Genomic DNA, 17,115 nt, shown 5'->3' on the forward strand with positions numbered 1-17,115 from the left:
TTATTTCTCCAATCAATAAGTTATAAGACAAAAGGCAGGATCGCCTTACGGTCTTTCGGGAAACCAGTGAATTTGCTGTGATACCACCGAAGCGCACGCAGGGCACGCGCCGAAAGGTAAAAAATAATGAAGAGCAGGGTCATCCATGCCGCCAGATGCCGTGAAAGCAGGGCAATGCCGAGCCAGGTCAGGATCTCGAACAGATAATGCGGACAGACCACATAGTCGAACAATCCGCCTTTTGGGATGAAGTAATCAAGCGAGTTCTTACGCAGGTCCGCCAATAACTTGTGATGATAAAAATTGCCAGACATCCCTACAACAAAAATAAATATTCCGAGCCCGAACCATACATCGACGGCAGTCCAAGGGTTGTGATTCAACCAACCGATCATTCCGGCACAAAAAGAGTAGAAGGCGGCGATCATCAAGGTGGTGAACGGGTCAATGGGTCCTGAATAACGATGCAGGAATAAAGACTCCAATACGCGTTTCAAAAAATGAAGCGCCACTGCAAGATACACTGCCCATTGCACAAATGCAGCATTGGGCAGATAGCCCCATGCAAGGATGGTCAACACGACGATGGGCATGAAATATAAAAATACCATGCCTGCCCTGCCAGAAATGCCCGAATCTTTGCGAAATTTACTGTAATACATCATGGACCATCCGCTTAATTCTGCGGGTGCCACGCCTAATACAAGAATTGCCAGCATAGTGTAAAGAACAATATTGATTGTTGTCCATTCCGGCAGAATCATCCTAAAAACTCCTTTTTAATTCGCGACATTATACAGCACGGTCTTCGCTTCATCCTTTATAATCGCCTTTAACGTAGAACAGATCAGTAGACTGCGTTCTACAGAAGAGCACCCTGGAGAATCCCCCATGACCTACACTACCATCCTAACCGAAACCCGCAAACGCGTGGGCATTGTACAGTTAAACCGACCGCAAGCCATGAATGCATTCAACCTTGCCATGCTTGGTGAAGTCTTTGATGCATTGGAAGTTTTTGACAAAGATGAGAACGTCGGTGCGATCATCGTCACCGGTAATGAAAAAGCCTTCGCCGCCGGAGCCGATATCAAGGAAATGGCAGATCAAACGTACGTGCAAATGCTTGCCAATGAGCACGTGAAAGTGTGGGATCGCATTCGTGGTATTCGTAAACCCGTCATTGCAGCAGTCTCAGGTTGGGCGCTGGGCGGCGGAAGTGAGTTCGTGCTTTCCTGCGATATGGTTGTGGCAAGCGAATCTGCCAAGTTTGGTCAGCCGGAGATCACCATTGGCATTATCCCCGGCGCGGGCGGCACCCAGCGACTGGCTCGTCTCGTTGGCAAACATCTCGCCATGGAAATGGTCATCAACAACCGTACGCTCACCGCGCAGGAAGCACAACAGTTTGGCTTGGTCAATCGCATCGTACCGGTGGAAGGGTACCTCGATGCCGCTGTTGCTTTTGCCGAAGAAATTGCTTCGCGCGCGCCTATCGCCGTCCGCATGGCGAAGGACGCCGTTAATGCCGCGTTTGAAACTACGCTCACAGAAGGTCTAGCCGTAGAGAAGCGTAACTTCTATCCGCTATTCGCAACGGAAGATCAAAAAGAAGGCATGCAAGCCTTCATCGAAAAACGCAAACCCAATTGGAAAGGGAAGTAGCCGTGTAGTTTTTTAGGCGCTTAGGCGGATAGTCCGACCGAGCGACTTTTTGACTATTCGACTATTCGACTACCCATGCCCGCCTCTTTTTCTGACCTCAAACCTGCGCTCTCCGACCTGAGCCTGAAAAAACGCCTGGTCCTTGTTCACGCATCTCCCATCGTCAATGCCGACGCACTGCTTGCCGCCTTGCTCGAAACCACTGGCGGTTTCATGACCCCAACCTTTACCCCAAAAGCACTCCTGCCCATCGACTATCACCCCGTACACAACAAAACGGATGTAAAAAACCTGGCTGAATCTTTCACCCCTTCCATGCCAGCCGATGAAGCCTTCGGAAAATTTCCCGAACTCGTCCGCAGTCACGCCAAGGCAAAACGCTCATTACACCCCGTACTATCTTTTACAGGCATCGGCGCAGATGATGCCATTCACACCCAAACCATCCACGAACCCTATGCCCCCATTGCCGCCATGGCAGAAGAAGAGGGTGTCGTCTTGCTCATCGGTATGGATCAACGCGTGAACGTCAGCATCCACTACGGCGAGAAACTTGCCGGGCGCATGCAATTCGTCCGTTGGGCGCTGACAGAAAGTGGCGTAATCGAATGCCCGAATTTCCCTGGCGACTCGGGTTAATGCCTCAACTTCCCCGGCGACCCGGAGGGGTTCAACTCTCTGGCAGACGGCATCAAACCTTTCACCCGCCAAACCGAAGTAGATGGGGTCAAAATACCAAGAAGTTTTCCATTCCCGTCATCCCGACCTGTTGCAGCTGTCGGGCAGTTTACCCGGAAGATTGGCTGTCTAAGACGGTCCGGGGGTGGTAGACTTTAGGTCAGCTGCGTTTAAAACCAACCATGTACCTGCCACGCCCATACGGCGGATTGGATGCAAGCAGAACCCTCGGGGGGTTTTGACATAAGGACCGGGTTACCCCAGGCAGCCGGATTAATCCCTGATGGGCTTCAACAAAATAAAAACCCTCCACAAGGGAGGATTTTTGTGAACGTGGAGAAGCTCGGATTCAATCCCTCGATGGGGCTCTCAACAAAATAAAAACCCTCCACAAGGGAGGATTTTTGTGAGCGCGGAGAGGCTCGAACTCTCAACAAACGGCTTAAAAGGCCGCTGCTCTACCATTGAGCTACGCGCCCATCTTCAAAGCGGATTGCATTCTATCACGGCAGGATACAGGCGTCAACGCGAGTAATTAAAACAGATGAGACCACATCCAAGTATACGGAGGCAAACATGAGCTCAGTAAAATACGTAACCGAACAAGACTTCCAAGAAGAAGTCATCAGCGCACAAACCCCGGTACTGGTGGATTTCACAGCAGATTGGTGTCAGCCATGCAAAATGATCGCACCCATCGTGGAACAACTGGCGGGACAATGGGATGGCAAGGTCAAGGTCGTCAAACTTGACGCAGACTTGAACCCAAACATCATGATGCAATACGGTGTTATGGGCATCCCGACCCTTATGCTCTTCAAGAGCGGCGAGGTCAAGGAACGCATCACCGGGTATCTGCCCAAAGACAAGATCGAAGCAAAAGTCACCCCGCACGTGTAAGAGTATAATGGAGCCGGAACATCGGCTCCATTTTCTTTTTTAATAGCGGGAGGGAAACCACGTGCCAGAACAGGAACTATTCCAAGAGGGTTTATCTGCGTTCAGATCGGGTAACAGAAAACACGCTATCGCCATTCTGACCCGGCTTGTACAGGAACACCCGCGCTCCGAACGCGGTTGGTTTTTACTCGGCATGTGCATGGACACTGCCGACAAACGCGAATACTGCTTTCAACGCGTACTGGACATCAACCCCAACAATGCTGACGCAAAAAAACAGATCGCGTTTCTTTCCACGCCGCAACCTGTTTCACCCACCCAACCCTTTTCACAACCGTCGCAAAATACCCCCGCCTTCATTTCAGAAGAAAAAGCCCCACAGACAAAAACCTCTGCGAAAAAAACAGCCTCCAAAAAGAAAACCAATAACAATATCATCCTCATCGCCGCCCTAAGCGGATTGTGCATCCTCGTTTGCGTCGGGGTGCTTGGCTTCCGTATGCTTACAAACCGTCCTGGCACATCGGCTGTGCTGCCCGCAACCAATCCCAACTCAGCCACATCGAACGTCACCCCAAACACCCAGCCAGATATAGCCAATACCCTGCCGCCAGCAACTCCGCTGCCAACCGCACTACCAACCGTCGCCTACACACCTGCATTTGAAGAAGCGCCCTGCCAATTCGAGATACCCTTTGGTGTACAAGTCACCTGCGGGTATGCCATTGTCCCTGAGAATCGAAGCATCGCTTCCGGTCGGACGCTCCGATTGGCGGTCGCCGTCTATCACAGCACCAGTTCCAATCCTGCACCAGATCCGGTTCTCTTCCTGCAAGGCGGACCCGGCGGACAGGCGGTGCAATTGAGCGCGAATGCCTATTCAATTCTCGTTGAACCGTTCATTTCCACACGCGATTACGTCACCTTCGATCAGCGCGGCACGGGGCTTTCTGAGCCGGTGATGAACTGCGACGAACTCGACAAAGTCCATCGTCAGGACATTTACGGAACTCTGGCTGTCGAATCAAGAGAACTGGTCTACCAAAACGCCTTCCTCTCGTGCAGCGGATTGTTACAAGCCCAAGGCAGTGACCTAAGTGCATACTCAACCGTTGAAAGCGCCGCCGACCTGCGCGATATCGTCAAACTACTTGGTTATCAACAAGTCAACTTATACGGTGCTTCCTATGGAACCCGGCTGGCGCTCGTCACCATGCGTAACCACCCCGAGATCATCCGTTCGGCAGTTCTTGATTCGGTCGTCCCTGTCGAAGCGAACATGATCGAAGAATATCCAAAATCCGTCAATGCCGCGTTATCGCAGCTCTTCATCGCCTGCGCCTCAGACCCTGCCTGCGGCAGCGCCTATCCAGACCTGGAAGCTGTCTTTCGATCACTCCTTCAAAAACTGGATGCAAGACCCATCACCTTAACCACATCCGCCTACCCCATGGGAACCGTCACCGAAACTGTGGATGGGGCGTACCTGCTTTCGGTCATCACCGGGTTATTGCGCTCGCCTGATTTCATCCTCACCGCCCCGCAAACCATCTACCGTGTTGAAAACGGAGATTACTCCACATTGATCGCCGCGCAATATTCCCTGCCCTACGAATTCGACGGCATCAGCCCCGGCTTGTATATTTCCATGATGTGCCGCGAACACGTATTGGATTCCACTCCTGAAGAATTGAAATCCGTTTCAGAACAGACCGGTATAAAAGAAAAAGTGTTCCGTCCCTTCTATGGCGATTTTGCAGATATGTTCCCAGCCTGTAAAAACTGGGGAAGCACGGGTCCGAACCTTGGTGAAAATGATGCGGTCGTGAGCGACATTCCCAGCCTGGTGATCGAAGGCTCGTTCGACCCGGCAACGCCGCCCTTCCTCGGCAAGCAGGTTGCCGAGACCCTGACCCACAGTTACTACTTCGAGTTCCCAACCATGGGGCATGTACCAACAGCAGATGATCTATGTGCCCGCCAAACAATGCTGGCTTTCATTGCCAACCCTGGCATTGAACCAAGCCGTGAATGCTTGAATGGCATCCAGCCAGTGAAATTTCTTGTGCCATTCACCGGTCAGCCGCCGCTGAATTTGGAGCGCCAAAGCCTTTCAGGGGTCACACTGGATGTCCCGCGTGATTGGTCGCTAACCGATGATGGATTCTTCCTACGTGAAAGCTCTGCCTTTGACATCACCCAGGTAACGGCATTCCGTTCAGATGTCTCGCCTCAGGAACTTGTGGATTATTTTTCGTCTGGCATTCATGGTTACCGCGGATTGGATGGTCCTCCGAATGCGGCAGGAACCCGTCAGGCAAACGGCTATTTATGGATGATGTACTACACCACCTCCAACGGGCGACCTGTAGATATCGCTGTGGCAGATGATGGCGGCGAATCACTGGTGATCGTACTCTTCAGCCACCCAGACGAACATGATGCCCTGTATCGCAGCCTTTTGCTGCCAATGATCGACTCGGCAAGGTAAAAAAGGCTGTTCTCGTTGACGACTCGACCTCCTTCATGGTATCATTTGCCCGCTAAAAACCAGCCAAGAGCTGGATTTGTTTTGTCTATAAGCAAGAGGAGAAGCATATAAGCGCCAACGAGTTTCGAGTAAATGAGGGCATCCGCGTTGCGGAAGTGCGCCTGATCGGTCCGGATGGAGGCAACGTAGGTGTTGTTGCCATCAAGGAAGCCTTGAAGATTGCACGCGATGCGGAGTTAGACCTTGTAGAGGTCTCACCCGGTGCGAATCCGCCCGTCTGCCGTGTGATGGACTTTGGTAAGTTCATCTACGAAAAGGCGAAGAAGGAACGCGAAGCGAAGAAATCCCAAACCAAGATCGAGGTTAAGGAGATTCGCTTGCGACCGAAGACGAACGAAGCCCACCGTGGCTTCAAAGTGGACGATGCCCGCCGCTGGCTTTTGCAGGGGCATAAGGTGCGTGTGACGGTCAAGTTCCGCGGGCGCGAAATGGATTACCCCGAGATCGCGCTCGAAGACCTGAAAGAGATCGCCGCCGACCTCGCTGACGTTGCCGTCATCGAAGTCCCGCCGCAAATGGAAGGACGCACCATGCTCGTGGTGATGGCTCCGAACAAGGCTGCGGCGCCAAAGAAGAAAGAGAAACCCGAGCAGGCTGAAGCGAAGCCCGAAGCGGAAGCCTGAGCGTAGAGCAAGACCCAAAGATGTTGATCGTCCGCGGGCGTAAAAGTCCGCGGTTTATTTTGCCCGAAAGGAGAACTAAGCGATGCCACGCAAAGCAAAACCTGGCAAGAAATTCAAACTCAAGACCCACAAGGCGACATCCAAGCGATTTCGCATGACGGGCTCCGGTGTTCTGGTGCGCACCAAGGGCGGCAAAAGCCACCTTCGCCGCCGCACTTCGGATCGCACCAAGGGACTCTTGAGTGAAATGATCGTTGTGCAGGGCCGCAAGTTCGTGAAGCGCATCAAGCGCCTCGCGCCCAACATGGACTAATCGTCCGGCTGTCGTAATTTTTTTATGTGCGGCTTTCGGGTGTGCGCAACTGGTGTAACTCACCGACGCCCGCGAGTTTGCAGGAGGTATAAGAACAATGCGCGTTAAAGGTGGCCCGCAAGGGCACTTACGTCACAAAAAAGTTTTGAAGATCACGAAAGGACAGCGCGGCTCGAAGAGCACCCTGTTCAAGCGAGCCAACGAGGCCATGCTCAAGAGCCTCTGGTACGCCACTCGTGACCGCCGTGTGCGCAAACGCGATCTGCGCAAGTTGTGGATCGCCCGTATCAACGCCGCGTCCCGCCTGAACGGCACAACGTACAGCCGTCTGGTGGCTGCCTTGAAGAAGGCGAACATCGAGATCAACCGCAAGATGCTTGCCGACATTGCAGTGAAGAACCCGCAAGCCTTCGCCGCAGTCGTGGCACAAACGAAATAAATATTTATGTAGGGGCTGGGTAACCCAGCCCCTACATTATTTAACGGGGGTAAAATTGATTGATGAATTCCATTCTTGTTGAAAAAATATTTTCATCGGGTCAGTCGTTGCAGGTCGTGCAAGGCGATATCACTATTGAAGAAGTGGATGCCATTGTTAATGCTGCGAACAAGTATCTCGCCCATGGCGGCGGAGTGGCATGGGCAATTTCACAAAAGGGTGGAGCTGCAATTCAAGAAGAAAGCGACGAGTGGATCCGCAAACATGGGCAAGTTTCCCATGCGCAGCCTGCCTGGACCTCAGGCGGGCGCCTGCCTGCAAAATTTGTGATCCACGCTGTGGGCCCGGTGTGGGGCGAAACATTTGACGATGACAAAAATTTATCAGATGCTGTCACCGGCTCACTGCAAGTGGCAGATGAATTGAAATGTGCATCCATCTCCATGCCTGCGATCTCAACTGGTATCTTTGGTTTTCCAAAAGATAGGGCGGCAGGAATTATTTTCAAAGCTACAACTGCCTACTTCGAGAAGAATACAAACTCCAGTGTGAAGCAAGTCCGAATTGTGTTATTTGACCAGGACTCCATCGACGTATTCCTGAAAATCTGGAAAACCTTGTTTGAATAAATCGTAATTCCCTATGATCACATCTAACCAGAATTCAAAAATAAAACTTGTTCGCGCTTTACTCGGACGTTCCAAAGAACGCCGCGAGGCAGGTGCATTTGTTGCAGAGGGAGTGCGGCTGGTGGAAGAAGCGGTGAAGGCGAATTGGACATGTCGATTTGCGTTATATGACGAGACCTTGAGCGAGCGGGGAAGATCACAGGTGGAAGGTCTTAAGCTGCACGGCGTGGACGTGGAAGAAGTCTCTGCGAGTGTGATGAAATCCATCAGCGAGACCGAAGCGCCGCAGGGCATTCTTACAGTTCTTGAATTAACTCAATTACCAATTACCAATCACCCAAACTTCATTCTCATCCCAGATCAGATCCGCGACCCGGGGAATCTTGGTACGCTACTCCGTTCTGCTTCGGCTTCGGGAGTGCAGGCGGTTCTCATTCCACCTGAGACGACCGATGCCTTTGCGCCAAAAGTTTTACGTTCGGGCATGGGCGCGCATTTCAGAGTCCCCATCCATTCTATGAATTGGAATGAAATTGAAAAATTCGCCTCGGGCTTGAATGTCTATGTTGCTGATATGGATGGTCGATCGTGCTGGGAAACGGATTTACGTCAACCAGGGATTTTGATCGTGGGTAACGAAGCCGAGGGTGCCAGCGAGTCCGCGAGGAAGCTGGCGAATGGGAAGATCAGCATCCCAATGTCTGGTGAGACCGAGTCTCTGAATGCGGGGGTGGCGGGATCGGTGTTGATGTTTGAGGTAATGAGACAGAGATCCGTGAATATTGAATAGTGAAGGAAGAGATGAAAATACGATCCATAACTTATTTTTGCAATCCCAAATATCCACTTGAAGAAAATATCCTGCGTGAAGCGGGAGATTTTTTATCTAAAGCCAAAGCGGCATATGAAGCGGCGGGGTATGAAGTACAGACCGTGCGCGTGGCGACGGTTCCCTTCCCCAATATGTTGGGCGAAAAACACATGGATGAACTGCCCAGGTACGCCGGTCAATTCTCCATGACTATGAAGCAGGCAGGCGTAGTGTATGCCGCATTGGGTCCGGCCCTGCCGGAAATGCCACGCAGCTACCGGGTCATACCAGATGCGATCGCAGCAAGTGAGAACATCTTCTTCAGCGGGGTGATGGCAGATGCGCAGACGATCCACATGGCACAAGTCAAAGCCTGTGCGGAGATCATCGTCAAATGCGCGCCGCTTGACCCGAACGGATTCGCAAACCTCAACTTTACTGCGCTGGCAAACGTGGGAGCGAACGCGCCTTTCTTCCCCGGTGCATATCACAACGCAGATGTGCCCGCCTTTGGCATTGCGGTCGAATGCGCGGACATGGCAGTCGATGCGTTTGACGGACGACAGACGATTAACGACGGACGACAGTGGTTGGTTAGCGAGATGACGAAACATGGGCAAGCCATCACCATGGTCGCCCAATCTCTAATGACTAATTACCAATCACTATCATTCAAAGGCATTGACTTTTCCCTCGCGCCCTTCCCCGATGATGCGCATTCGCTCGGCAAAGCGGTGGAAAATATGGGTGTGCCAAAGATCGGCTTGCATGGTTCGCTTGCCGCGGCTGCCATCCTCACGGATGCCATTGAGCGCGCAGACTTTCCACACATCGGCTTTAACGGGTTTATGCAGCCGGTTCTCGAAGACTCGATCCTTGCGAAGCGTGCCGCCGAAGGTGTGCTAACGGTGAAGGATGCCTTGCTCTACTCTGCCGTCTGCGGCACAGGGCTGGATACGGTTCCACTTGCCGGAGATGTGACCCCGGAAGAACTCACGCCATTATTATTGGATATTTGCGCATTGGCGTTGCGACTGAACAAACCGCTCACAGCCCGGTTGATGCCCATCCCCGGTAAAAAGGCTGGCGATGCCACAACCTTTGACTTTGCCTTCTTCGCGAACGGACGGGTTATGGCACTCGAGTCCAGTCCGTTACATGGAGCGTTGAACGATAATGCAAGTTTCACCTTGAACGCAAAACTTCCCAGGCAATAACCTGGGAAGTTTTTTTATAATTCGTTCCGCCAATATTCACCGCCGCCGCCTTCGCGCTGCATGAGTTTCGCTCCTACCAATTCGCGTCGCAACGAGGCGGTATCTTCATGATACGCACTCAAGATCTCATTGACTTGTTTCTCGCTATAACGCTTCCCCACTTTGAAGGCTTTGACGATGTGCCTCAAAACGGCTTCCAGCTTTTTCTTTTGAGCGGGAATGGTTTTCAAGCTGCCATCTTTACGAAGGTAATCTTTGATGACTTTATTGTCGTACGCGTCCACGTCCACATCGGCAACGGAAGCGGTCATTTTCTCCTGTGAGAACAGGCTGCGCGATCTCTCCTCCAGCGCCTTTTGGTCGAGTTGATATACGTTGTAATAACTCTCTGCCTTCGCGCTGACTAAGCCCACCTTGGCAAGCTTCGAGAGATGGTGTGACACCGTGGATGCCTTCAACCCCAGCAGTGCCGCAAGTTCTTCCACGCTATAGGGTTGGTGCGCCAGCAGCCCGATGATCTTGAGGCGGTTCGCATCCGCGAGGACTTTAAAAAAAGCGACGAGTTCTTCGCTCATATTAAGCCTCACGGATTCTGGCGGTTAGGTTATAGCCGTTCTCAACCGGTTGCAGTTTTTCCAGCCAGATCATTTCCAACAAAGTCAACTCGTCTTGAAGGTTGAAATTCGGGTCATCTTTCGTTTTGACCTCTTCAAGAATTTCAAAGACAAACACATCGGGACCCAATTCATTCCAGTCGTTCTGGAGAGTCTTATTGGTGTGACTGCCGATCTTGAGCATGAACTTATGGCGGTTCAACGGACCTTCAAGATTTAAACTACTGCCAAGCAAAATCTTCCCGTTTGCCGTGTTCTTCACCTGGTAGATCCCGGCTGGCTTTACACGCTCTGTATATTCACGGTTGAGTTCTTTTCTTGTTTTGGTCTTATTTTCCATTCTGTACTCTCCAATACTTCGAGCCGTCACTTTCACGGGCAAGCATGCCTGCATCCACCAAATCGCGGCGCAGACCAGCCGAATCTTCGTTGAAGCGCTTGATAATGATATTGACTTCCCGTTCGGTATAGGTCCGGTCAAACTCAAAGTTTTGAAGCAGATAATCCAAAATGGGTTTTATCTTCTTTTGCTCCGGCACTTGTCGGATGGTGCCGTCTGCGTTGAGATAGTCTCGCAAAATCTTCCTGGAGGCTTCATCCAGGTTTGCTGGCGGGACGAATTTCTTGTTGTCGCCGACCAGGTTTTCTTTTCCGAGTGTGGCGAGTTTGTCGTTGTTGAGCGTAAATACGCCGTCGGTTTGGCTCACAACGCCGACAAATTCGAGAAAGCCAAGGTGCGTTAAAGAGTCCTTGGGTGAGAGGTTTAGGCGTGCGGCAACTTCCTCACGCGTGGCATTTCCCTGCGAGAGCAGCCCCACGATCTGCAAACGGACCGGGTCAGACAGGGCTTTGACGTAATCGAGCATTTCATTCATTTTTCACTTCCGTGTATCTAATTCGATGAGTATCGAATTAGATTTTAGAGGGGAATCCAGGGTTTGTCAAGGCAAACGGGCTGCAACACTAAAGGATGTTGCAGCCCGTTTGCAGGACCGTTCTACGGTGTGGTCTTTAATTCAGGACTTCGATATTGGGCTCGAGCGGGATGCGGTTGATCAGGTCAACAAAATCTGCCTGGGTGACTTCAGATTGAGGCTTATCCATCAAGGCGAGCAGGGTGGCTTCCATGACGTTGGTGCCAAAGGAGCGCCCTTCCAGCCGGGGTGTGACGGTGACGAGGATGTGCAGGTTGCGCTTGCGCAGTTCTTCGACGTTCTTTTCGGTGGTGGTGTTGGTGACAATGATCTTGCCGGTCAGGTCGTCTGGCATGTATTGGCGGATCTGAAGAAAGTCTCCGGCAATGACCTGCGAACGCTGGTAATATTTGCGCCATTTGTTTTGCGGGGGTTTATCCTGCTCGGAACCAAGAGGGTACAACCAGGAAAACGGAACCTGCGTGACCACAGGAAGCAGGACCGAAGCCACCACTCGGGCGGCGCTGAGCGAGCGCATGGCAATGGGCAACCCCAACGCGAACATGAAGTCACCGAAGGTCACATCCAACCCGGCATCGACCATGGCTTTGCCCATGCTGTAGCGCTCCACAACAGTGGTCTTGAGGGCAGGCAAACCTTTGAGTGAACGTCCTTCTTTCTCGTTGAGGTATTTTTCAAGATAGTCAAAGGCGCGTTTTTCCAACAGTCCTTTTACGCCGTTGCCGTCTCCCACTTTGCTGATCTTGATCGAATCGCGAATGCGTTTGACATCGCGAAAATAATAGCGTTTGTCTTCGACTTGCAAAAAGAATTCCACACCGCCTGCACCAAAGGCATCGACCTTGCCGTCCAGTTCTTTGTAGAGTTCGATGGCTTTTTGAAAATCGCCATTGGTGCCGCGCCGCGAGATCTCACACTCCTGCCCTAGAAAGGTGTGACGTGTGGTGTGGTCACGCGCGGATGAGCCTACGCTGATGGATACGATCCTTTTCACTTGCCGCCTCCAAATGGATGAGATGCCTGATTGTACGACCATCCGCTTTGGGCTGGCAACTGCTTGGGCATGGCAAAACAGGCATCGGCGCAGAAAGAAGCGATAGCGTCTCCTTGGGGTTATATAGGTGCAGGTATAATTTAATCCATCAATACAGCACAGAGGAGGTGCAAGTGGATCTCACAAAGCATGCATTTTTTGAGGGAAAGATCGTCCCTTTAAGCGAGGCAAAGGTTAGTGTCGCCACGCATGGTTTTTTATATGGAACGGCTGTTTTTAGCGGAATGCGCGCCTATTGGAACGAAGAAAAACATGCGCTTTTTCTTTTCCGTCCGTACGATCATTTTCGGCGTTTGCTTGAATCCGGGCGGATGCTGGCAATGGAAATTCCATACGATGAAGAGGGGTTGATCCGACTCGCCATTGACCTTTTGAAGCACGATAATTATCAGCAGGATGTGTATATGCGCCCGACGATCTACAAGGCGGATATGGGTATTGGGGTACGCCTGCACAACCTGCGCGATGAGCTTTCGATCTTTACCGCTCCGTATGAAGCTTATGTTCAGAATGACATGAACTCGCATGTGACCATTTCTTCATGGCGGCGGGTGGACGATAATATGATCCCGGCGCGCAGCAAGGTGGCGGGGTCGTATGTCAACTCGGCGCTGGCAAAGACAGACGCGAACCGCGCCGGGTTCGATGAGGCGCTGGTGCTGAACGCGGACGGTCATATTTCGGAAGGGTCTGCCATGAATGTGTTCATGGTGCGAAACGGGGTGCTCTATACGCCGCCGATCACCGACAATATTTTGGAAGGTATTACCCGCCGTTCTGTGATGGAAGTGGCGCAAAAGGAATTTGGATTGGAAGTCGTAGAACGCTCAATCGACCGCACGGAGATCTTGATCGCTGATGAGGTTTTCTTAACTGGCAGTGCGGCGCAGATCGTGGCGGTGACGAAGATCGACTTCCGTCCGGTGGGCAGCGGGTCGATGGGTCCGATCACTACAAAGCTGCGAACGTTTTATGAAGATGTGGTGCGGGCACGAACGCAAAAATATGCAAGTTGGAATGTGGAAGTGAAGTAGCAATTCAGGAAAGCATGCAGCAAGTAAAACACCGGGCGTAAAATCGCCCGGCGTTTTTTATTCGCCCCAGCTTTATACGGACACGTGTCATTTCATAAATAAGAAATTCAAAAGCCCGCCAAGTCTAAACAAAACCAGACCTGGCGGGCTTTTTATTCTTAATATTTCAAAACGAAACTACGGATTCTTCTTGAACTTCACCAGCACCAAGTTCTTCGTACAATCGGCATAGGTATTGATCTGAATATTCCCCGAGAGCGGCAAACCTGCCTGGTCGAGGATCTGAATGGTCAACAGTCCGTCAGACGAGATCGGCACAGTACCAAGAAAAAACTCAAAGCCCGATTTTCCATATGCGGGAGCAATACCGCTTACGGTCAGCTCGTTCTTGGTTTTATTGTTATAAAAACCAACAACACGCACTGCAATGCCAAGCATATCGGCGTTATTGGCATCAAGGATCGTCCCGGCAATACCCTGCCAGTTACAAGACGCTTCAGGATGAATAATGGTGCTGTCGATGTATGTGACGGTGGCAGAGAAGGGTGCTTTGGGCGTCGCAGTCGGAGAGGGAGTGATGGAAGGAGTGATCAGCGAAACGAGCGTAGGTGAAGGCTCCAGCGTAAAAGTGGGCACCAGCGTCAGTGTTGCTGTCTCAGTCGGTCCAGGCGGAGTAGACGTCCATGTGGCAGGCGGTTGGATTTGGGTGATCGTTGGCGTAGGCGGTGCATTGCGAGCCGGGTTCAAGAAGTTATAAGAAGCTTCTGGCGAGGCAAAGACAGCCGCAAAATACGCGCCCATACACAAGGTCACCAACAGAACGAGGATGCTCAACATATCCCACAGGTCAAGCCGCACAGGCGGCTTTTGCTGCGGCGGGGGAGAATCATCGAAGTAATCGTATTTGCTCATGAAGTCACTCCAAAAAAATCGTAATCCTTTTTTGAAAACCCACATTCACCACAAGGGAATCCGGGTAAACAGCGAACTTTGCTAAAACAATAAAACGTTCTCTTGCAGGCTAGGGCGCAAAAACGATCTCGCTCTTTTCACGTTGATCTGCCAGCCACGCATTCAAAGCAGTAGATTGCAACGCCAGCAAGGCATCCGGCGAAAGGGGATGTTCGGCGCGTTCAATGGCTTTGAAAATATGAAAACCGGCTTCCGTGGGGATGATGCCACTTACATCGCCCGTTTGCAGGGCAAAAACAGCCGCATCGGCTTCGGGGTCCAGCAAATATCCTTGCGGCACCCAGCCCAATTCACCGCTGGTGACCGGGTCATATTGTGCCGCCAGTTCATCGAAATCCGCACCGGCACTTAATTCTGCCAACGCTGCTTGCGCATCCGCCTCATTATAGGTCAAAATCTGGCGCAGATGGATCTGCTCCGCCGAAGCCGGTACAGACGCAACGATTTTGTCACGCATCCATGCCGCTTCCAGCGAACGCTTCAAAGCGAGGCGGAAGGAAGCCTCATCATACCCGTGGGCAGACTGCCACTGCGTGAGCGCATCGGCGCTCCCAAGCTCACCCGCCAGCGCGTCGATCCGCGACTGGAGGTCTGCATCGCTCACTGCGAAATTTCCCTCCCTTGCAGCTTGACTCAACAACACTTGCGCAACCATATCTTCAAGGACGGTCTTACTGGCATCTTCATCAGTGAAGGAGAGTCCCAGTGCGGTTTGGGCCGCTTTAAAACGCGCCAGTTCCGATTCATATTCGGCAATGGTAATGAACTCGCCATTAACAACAGCCGCGGAAGGCGGAGGAGTAGGGGTGGGAGGCGCCGGTGTGGCACTCGGCACAGCAGGGGTGGGCGTGTTCGGGGTCCCGAAGGAACCGCAGGCAGATATCCCCCTAGTGAGGGACAAGGTCAAAACGATTTGTCTGAATTGCATTCGTAAAATTATACCCGTTCAGGCTGACATCCATTAAAAAAAGTAGGGACGCAGCGGCGCTGCGTCCCTACAATTATGTTGGTGGATCTTAGTAATCCATGCCGCCCATGCCGCCAGGAGGCATGGCAGGAGCGTTTTCCTTCACAGGCATGTCGGTGATGAGCACGTCGGTGGTGAGGATCATTGCTGCGATGGAAGCGGCGTTCTCGAGCGCGCCACGCACAACCTTGACCGGGTCAATGACGCCAGCCTTGATCATGTCGGTGTATTCGTCGGTGAGGACGTTGTAACCGATGTTCGGGTTCTTCTTCTCGATCGCGGTGCGGCGGACGGTGTCGATGATGACGGAGCCATCCTGACCAGCGTTGGAAGCGAGCTTGCGGATCGGGGCTTCGAGCGCCTTCTTGACGATGTTGATGCCGACCTTCACTTCTTCAGCTTCTTCAGCCTGCGCCTTGGCGAGCTTGTCGAGCTTGATCGAAGCGTTGATGAGGGAGATTTCGCCGCCGGGGACGATGCCTTCTTCAACGGCTGCGCGGGCAGCGGAGAGGGCGTCTTCAACGCGGTGCTTCTTTTCCTTCATTTCGGTTTCGGTCGCAGCACCCACACGGATGATGGCAACGCCGCCGCTCAACTTGGCGAGACGTTCCTGGAGCTTTTCGCGATCGTAGTCGCTGGTGCTCTTGTCGATCTCGATGCGGATTTCCTTGATGCGGGCTTCGATGTTGGCTTTCTTGCCCTTGCCGCCGATGACGGTGGTGTTTTCCTTATCAGAGACGATCTTCTCAGCGCGGCCGAGTTCCTGAACAGTAACGGATTCGAGCTTGCGTCCGAGTTCTTCGGAGATGACTTCGCCGCCGGTGAGGACAGCGATATCCTGAAGCATAGCCTTGCGGCGATCGCCAAAGCCAGGGGCTTTGATGGCGAGCACATTGAGCATGCCGCGGATCTTGTTGAGGATCAGGGTGGCGAGAGCTTCACCATCGACATCTTCAGCGACGATGACGAGTTCGCGTTTGCCAAGCTGAACAAGTTTCTCGAGCAAAGGAACGATATCCTGAGCAGCAGAGATCTTCTTGTCGTAGATCAGAACATAAGCGTCGCTGATCTGAGCTTCCATGTTTTCAGCGCTGGTGATGAAGTAAGGGGAGAGATAACCGCGGTCGAACTGCATACCTTCGACGAATTCGGTTTCGAACTGCATCGTCTTGGATTCTTCAACGGTGATGACGCCGTCTTTGCCGACTTTGTCCATCACGTCTGCGATCAATTGACCCACTTCTTCGTCAGCCGCAGAGTTGGTGGCGACGGAAGCGATTTCTTCCTTGGTGTCGATCTTGACGGAGTTCTTCTTGAGTTCAGCCACGATGGTTTCGGTGGCGAGTTCGATGCCCTTCTTGAGGAGCATCGGGTTGTAACCGGCTTCGAGCGCCTTCAAGCCTTCGTTCACAATGGCGTGAGCGAGGACGGTGGAGGTGGTGGTGCCGTCACCGGCGATGTCGTTGGTCTTCTGAGCGGCTTCCTTGAGGAGCTGCGCGCCCATGTTCTCGAACGGATCTTCGAGTTCGATTTCCTTGGCGACGGAAACGCCGTCATGGGTGATGCTGGGGGAGCCGAACTTGCGATCGATGGCTACGTTGCGTCCCTTGGGGCCGAGGGTGGCGGATACCGCATTTGCGACGACATTCATGCCGTTCTTAAGCTTGCGGCGGGCTTCTTCGGAAAATACCAGTTGTTTAGCTGCCATAGTTC

19 protein-coding genes and 1 tRNA gene are annotated in these 17,115 nt (G+C 52.3%); 11 read left to right on the forward strand and 9 right to left on the reverse strand.

Features of this window, described 5'->3' with window-relative positions; genetic code table 11:
• Nucleotides 1-20: 20 nt before the first annotated feature.
• Nucleotides 21-764 (reverse strand): DUF1295 domain-containing protein, encoded by a 744-nt coding sequence (locus IPG80_RS21895; RefSeq protein ID WP_345111920.1) that lies wholly within the window; start codon nt 762-764, stop codon nt 21-23.
• A 127-nt stretch (nt 765-891) separates the two neighbouring features.
• Between IPG80_RS21895 and IPG80_RS21900 the strand changes: the two genes are divergently transcribed.
• Both IPG80_RS21900 and IPG80_RS21905 read left to right on the forward strand, forming a co-directional pair.
• Nucleotides 892-1,665: an enoyl-CoA hydratase-related protein gene (locus tag IPG80_RS21900; RefSeq protein WP_345111923.1), complete on the forward strand. Its 774-nt coding sequence runs from the start codon at nt 892-894 to the stop codon at nt 1,663-1,665.
• A 75-nt stretch (nt 1,666-1,740) separates the two neighbouring features.
• On the forward strand, nt 1,741-2,304 hold the full coding sequence (locus IPG80_RS21905) for an AAC(3) family N-acetyltransferase (RefSeq protein WP_345111926.1): 564 nt from the start codon (nt 1,741-1,743) through the stop codon (nt 2,302-2,304).
• A gap of 446 nt (nt 2,305-2,750) precedes the next feature.
• Here the strand turns inward: IPG80_RS21905 and IPG80_RS21910 are convergent.
• Nucleotides 2,751-2,822 (reverse strand) — tRNA-Lys (locus IPG80_RS21910).
• Between the two features lie 55 nt (nt 2,823-2,877).
• Between IPG80_RS21910 and trxA the strand changes: the two genes are divergently transcribed.
• The 8 genes from trxA (at nt 2,878) to IPG80_RS21950 (ending at nt 9,826) form a co-directional block, all read left to right on the forward strand.
• Nucleotides 2,878-3,243 carry a thioredoxin gene (gene trxA, locus IPG80_RS21915; RefSeq protein ID WP_345112256.1) on the forward strand — a complete coding sequence of 122 codons (366 nt, stop codon included), beginning with the start codon at nt 2,878-2,880 and terminating at the stop codon, nt 3,241-3,243.
• Nucleotides 3,244-3,304: 61 nt separating this feature from the next.
• Nucleotides 3,305-5,734, forward strand: a complete 2,430-nt coding sequence (locus tag IPG80_RS21920) for an alpha/beta fold hydrolase (RefSeq protein ID WP_345111930.1) — start codon at nt 3,305-3,307, stop codon at nt 5,732-5,734.
• Between the two features lie 107 nt (nt 5,735-5,841).
• A complete protein-coding gene (infC, locus tag IPG80_RS21925) occupies nt 5,842-6,417 on the forward strand; it encodes a translation initiation factor IF-3 (RefSeq protein ID WP_345112259.1) in 576 nt (191 codons plus the stop codon).
• A gap of 82 nt (nt 6,418-6,499) precedes the next feature.
• Complete coding sequence (locus IPG80_RS21930) at nt 6,500-6,730, forward strand: bL35 family ribosomal protein (protein WP_345111933.1); 231 nt, start codon at nt 6,500-6,502, stop codon at nt 6,728-6,730.
• A 97-nt stretch (nt 6,731-6,827) separates the two neighbouring features.
• Nucleotides 6,828-7,169: a 50S ribosomal protein L20 gene (gene rplT / locus IPG80_RS21935; protein WP_345111936.1), complete on the forward strand. Its 342-nt coding sequence runs from the start codon at nt 6,828-6,830 to the stop codon at nt 7,167-7,169.
• 62 nt (nt 7,170-7,231) lie between these two features.
• Nucleotides 7,232-7,798: a macro domain-containing protein gene (locus tag IPG80_RS21940; protein WP_345111939.1), complete on the forward strand. Its 567-nt coding sequence runs from the start codon at nt 7,232-7,234 to the stop codon at nt 7,796-7,798.
• A gap of 13 nt (nt 7,799-7,811) precedes the next feature.
• On the forward strand, nt 7,812-8,588 hold the full coding sequence (locus IPG80_RS21945; protein WP_345111942.1) for an RNA methyltransferase: 777 nt from the start codon (nt 7,812-7,814) through the stop codon (nt 8,586-8,588).
• 11 nt (nt 8,589-8,599) lie between these two features.
• Complete coding sequence (locus tag IPG80_RS21950; RefSeq protein ID WP_345111945.1) at nt 8,600-9,826, forward strand: DUF711 family protein; 1,227 nt, start codon at nt 8,600-8,602, stop codon at nt 9,824-9,826.
• A gap of 14 nt (nt 9,827-9,840) precedes the next feature.
• Here IPG80_RS21950 and IPG80_RS21955 read toward each other — a convergent pair whose 3' ends face one another.
• The 4 genes from IPG80_RS21955 to IPG80_RS21970 all read right to left on the reverse strand — a co-directional run bounded on the left by IPG80_RS21955 (nt 9,841) and on the right by IPG80_RS21970 (nt 12,369).
• Nucleotides 9,841-10,401, reverse strand: coding sequence for a metalloregulator ArsR/SmtB family transcription factor (locus tag IPG80_RS21955; protein ID WP_345111948.1), 561 nt, complete (start codon nt 10,399-10,401; stop codon nt 9,841-9,843).
• Between the two features lies 1 nt (nt 10,402).
• The gene (locus IPG80_RS21960; RefSeq protein WP_345111951.1) at nt 10,403-10,780 is read right to left on the reverse strand and encodes a GIY-YIG nuclease family protein; all 378 of its coding nucleotides are present in this window, start codon (nt 10,778-10,780) and stop codon (nt 10,403-10,405) included.
• On the reverse strand, nt 10,770-11,315 hold the full coding sequence (locus tag IPG80_RS21965; RefSeq protein WP_345111954.1) for a DUF2087 domain-containing protein: 546 nt from the start codon (nt 11,313-11,315) through the stop codon (nt 10,770-10,772). The genes IPG80_RS21960 and IPG80_RS21965 overlap by 11 nt, the downstream gene beginning before the upstream one ends.
• A 136-nt stretch (nt 11,316-11,451) precedes the next feature.
• Entirely contained in the window at nt 11,452-12,369 is a 918-nt protein-coding gene (locus tag IPG80_RS21970; protein WP_345111957.1) for a quinate 5-dehydrogenase, read from the reverse strand.
• Nucleotides 12,370-12,542: 173 nt separating this feature from the next.
• Here IPG80_RS21970 and IPG80_RS21975 point away from each other — a divergent pair, with 173 nt between their 5' ends.
• Nucleotides 12,543-13,463, forward strand: coding sequence for a branched-chain amino acid transaminase (locus IPG80_RS21975; protein WP_345111960.1), 921 nt, complete (start codon nt 12,543-12,545; stop codon nt 13,461-13,463).
• A 177-nt stretch (nt 13,464-13,640) separates the two neighbouring features.
• On the opposite strand, the gene IPG80_RS21980 is transcribed toward IPG80_RS21975, so the two are convergent.
• The 3 genes from IPG80_RS21980 to groL all read right to left on the reverse strand — a co-directional run bounded on the left by IPG80_RS21980 (nt 13,641) and on the right by groL (nt 17,110).
• Nucleotides 13,641-14,375, reverse strand: coding sequence for a hypothetical protein (locus IPG80_RS21980; RefSeq protein ID WP_345111963.1), 735 nt, complete (start codon nt 14,373-14,375; stop codon nt 13,641-13,643).
• Between the two features lie 109 nt (nt 14,376-14,484).
• Entirely contained in the window at nt 14,485-15,363 is an 879-nt protein-coding gene (locus IPG80_RS21985) for a peptidylprolyl isomerase (RefSeq protein ID WP_345111966.1), read from the reverse strand.
• Between the two features lie 88 nt (nt 15,364-15,451).
• The gene (gene groL / locus IPG80_RS21990; RefSeq protein ID WP_345111970.1) at nt 15,452-17,110 is read right to left on the reverse strand and encodes a chaperonin GroEL; all 1,659 of its coding nucleotides are present in this window, start codon (nt 17,108-17,110) and stop codon (nt 15,452-15,454) included.
• Nucleotides 17,111-17,115: the final 5 nt, after the last annotated feature.

The sequence above is a fragment of the Candidatus Villigracilis vicinus genome, from assembly GCF_016702885.1.
GTDB classification, from domain to species: Bacteria; Chloroflexota; Anaerolineae; order Anaerolineales; family Villigracilaceae; genus Villigracilis; species Villigracilis vicinus.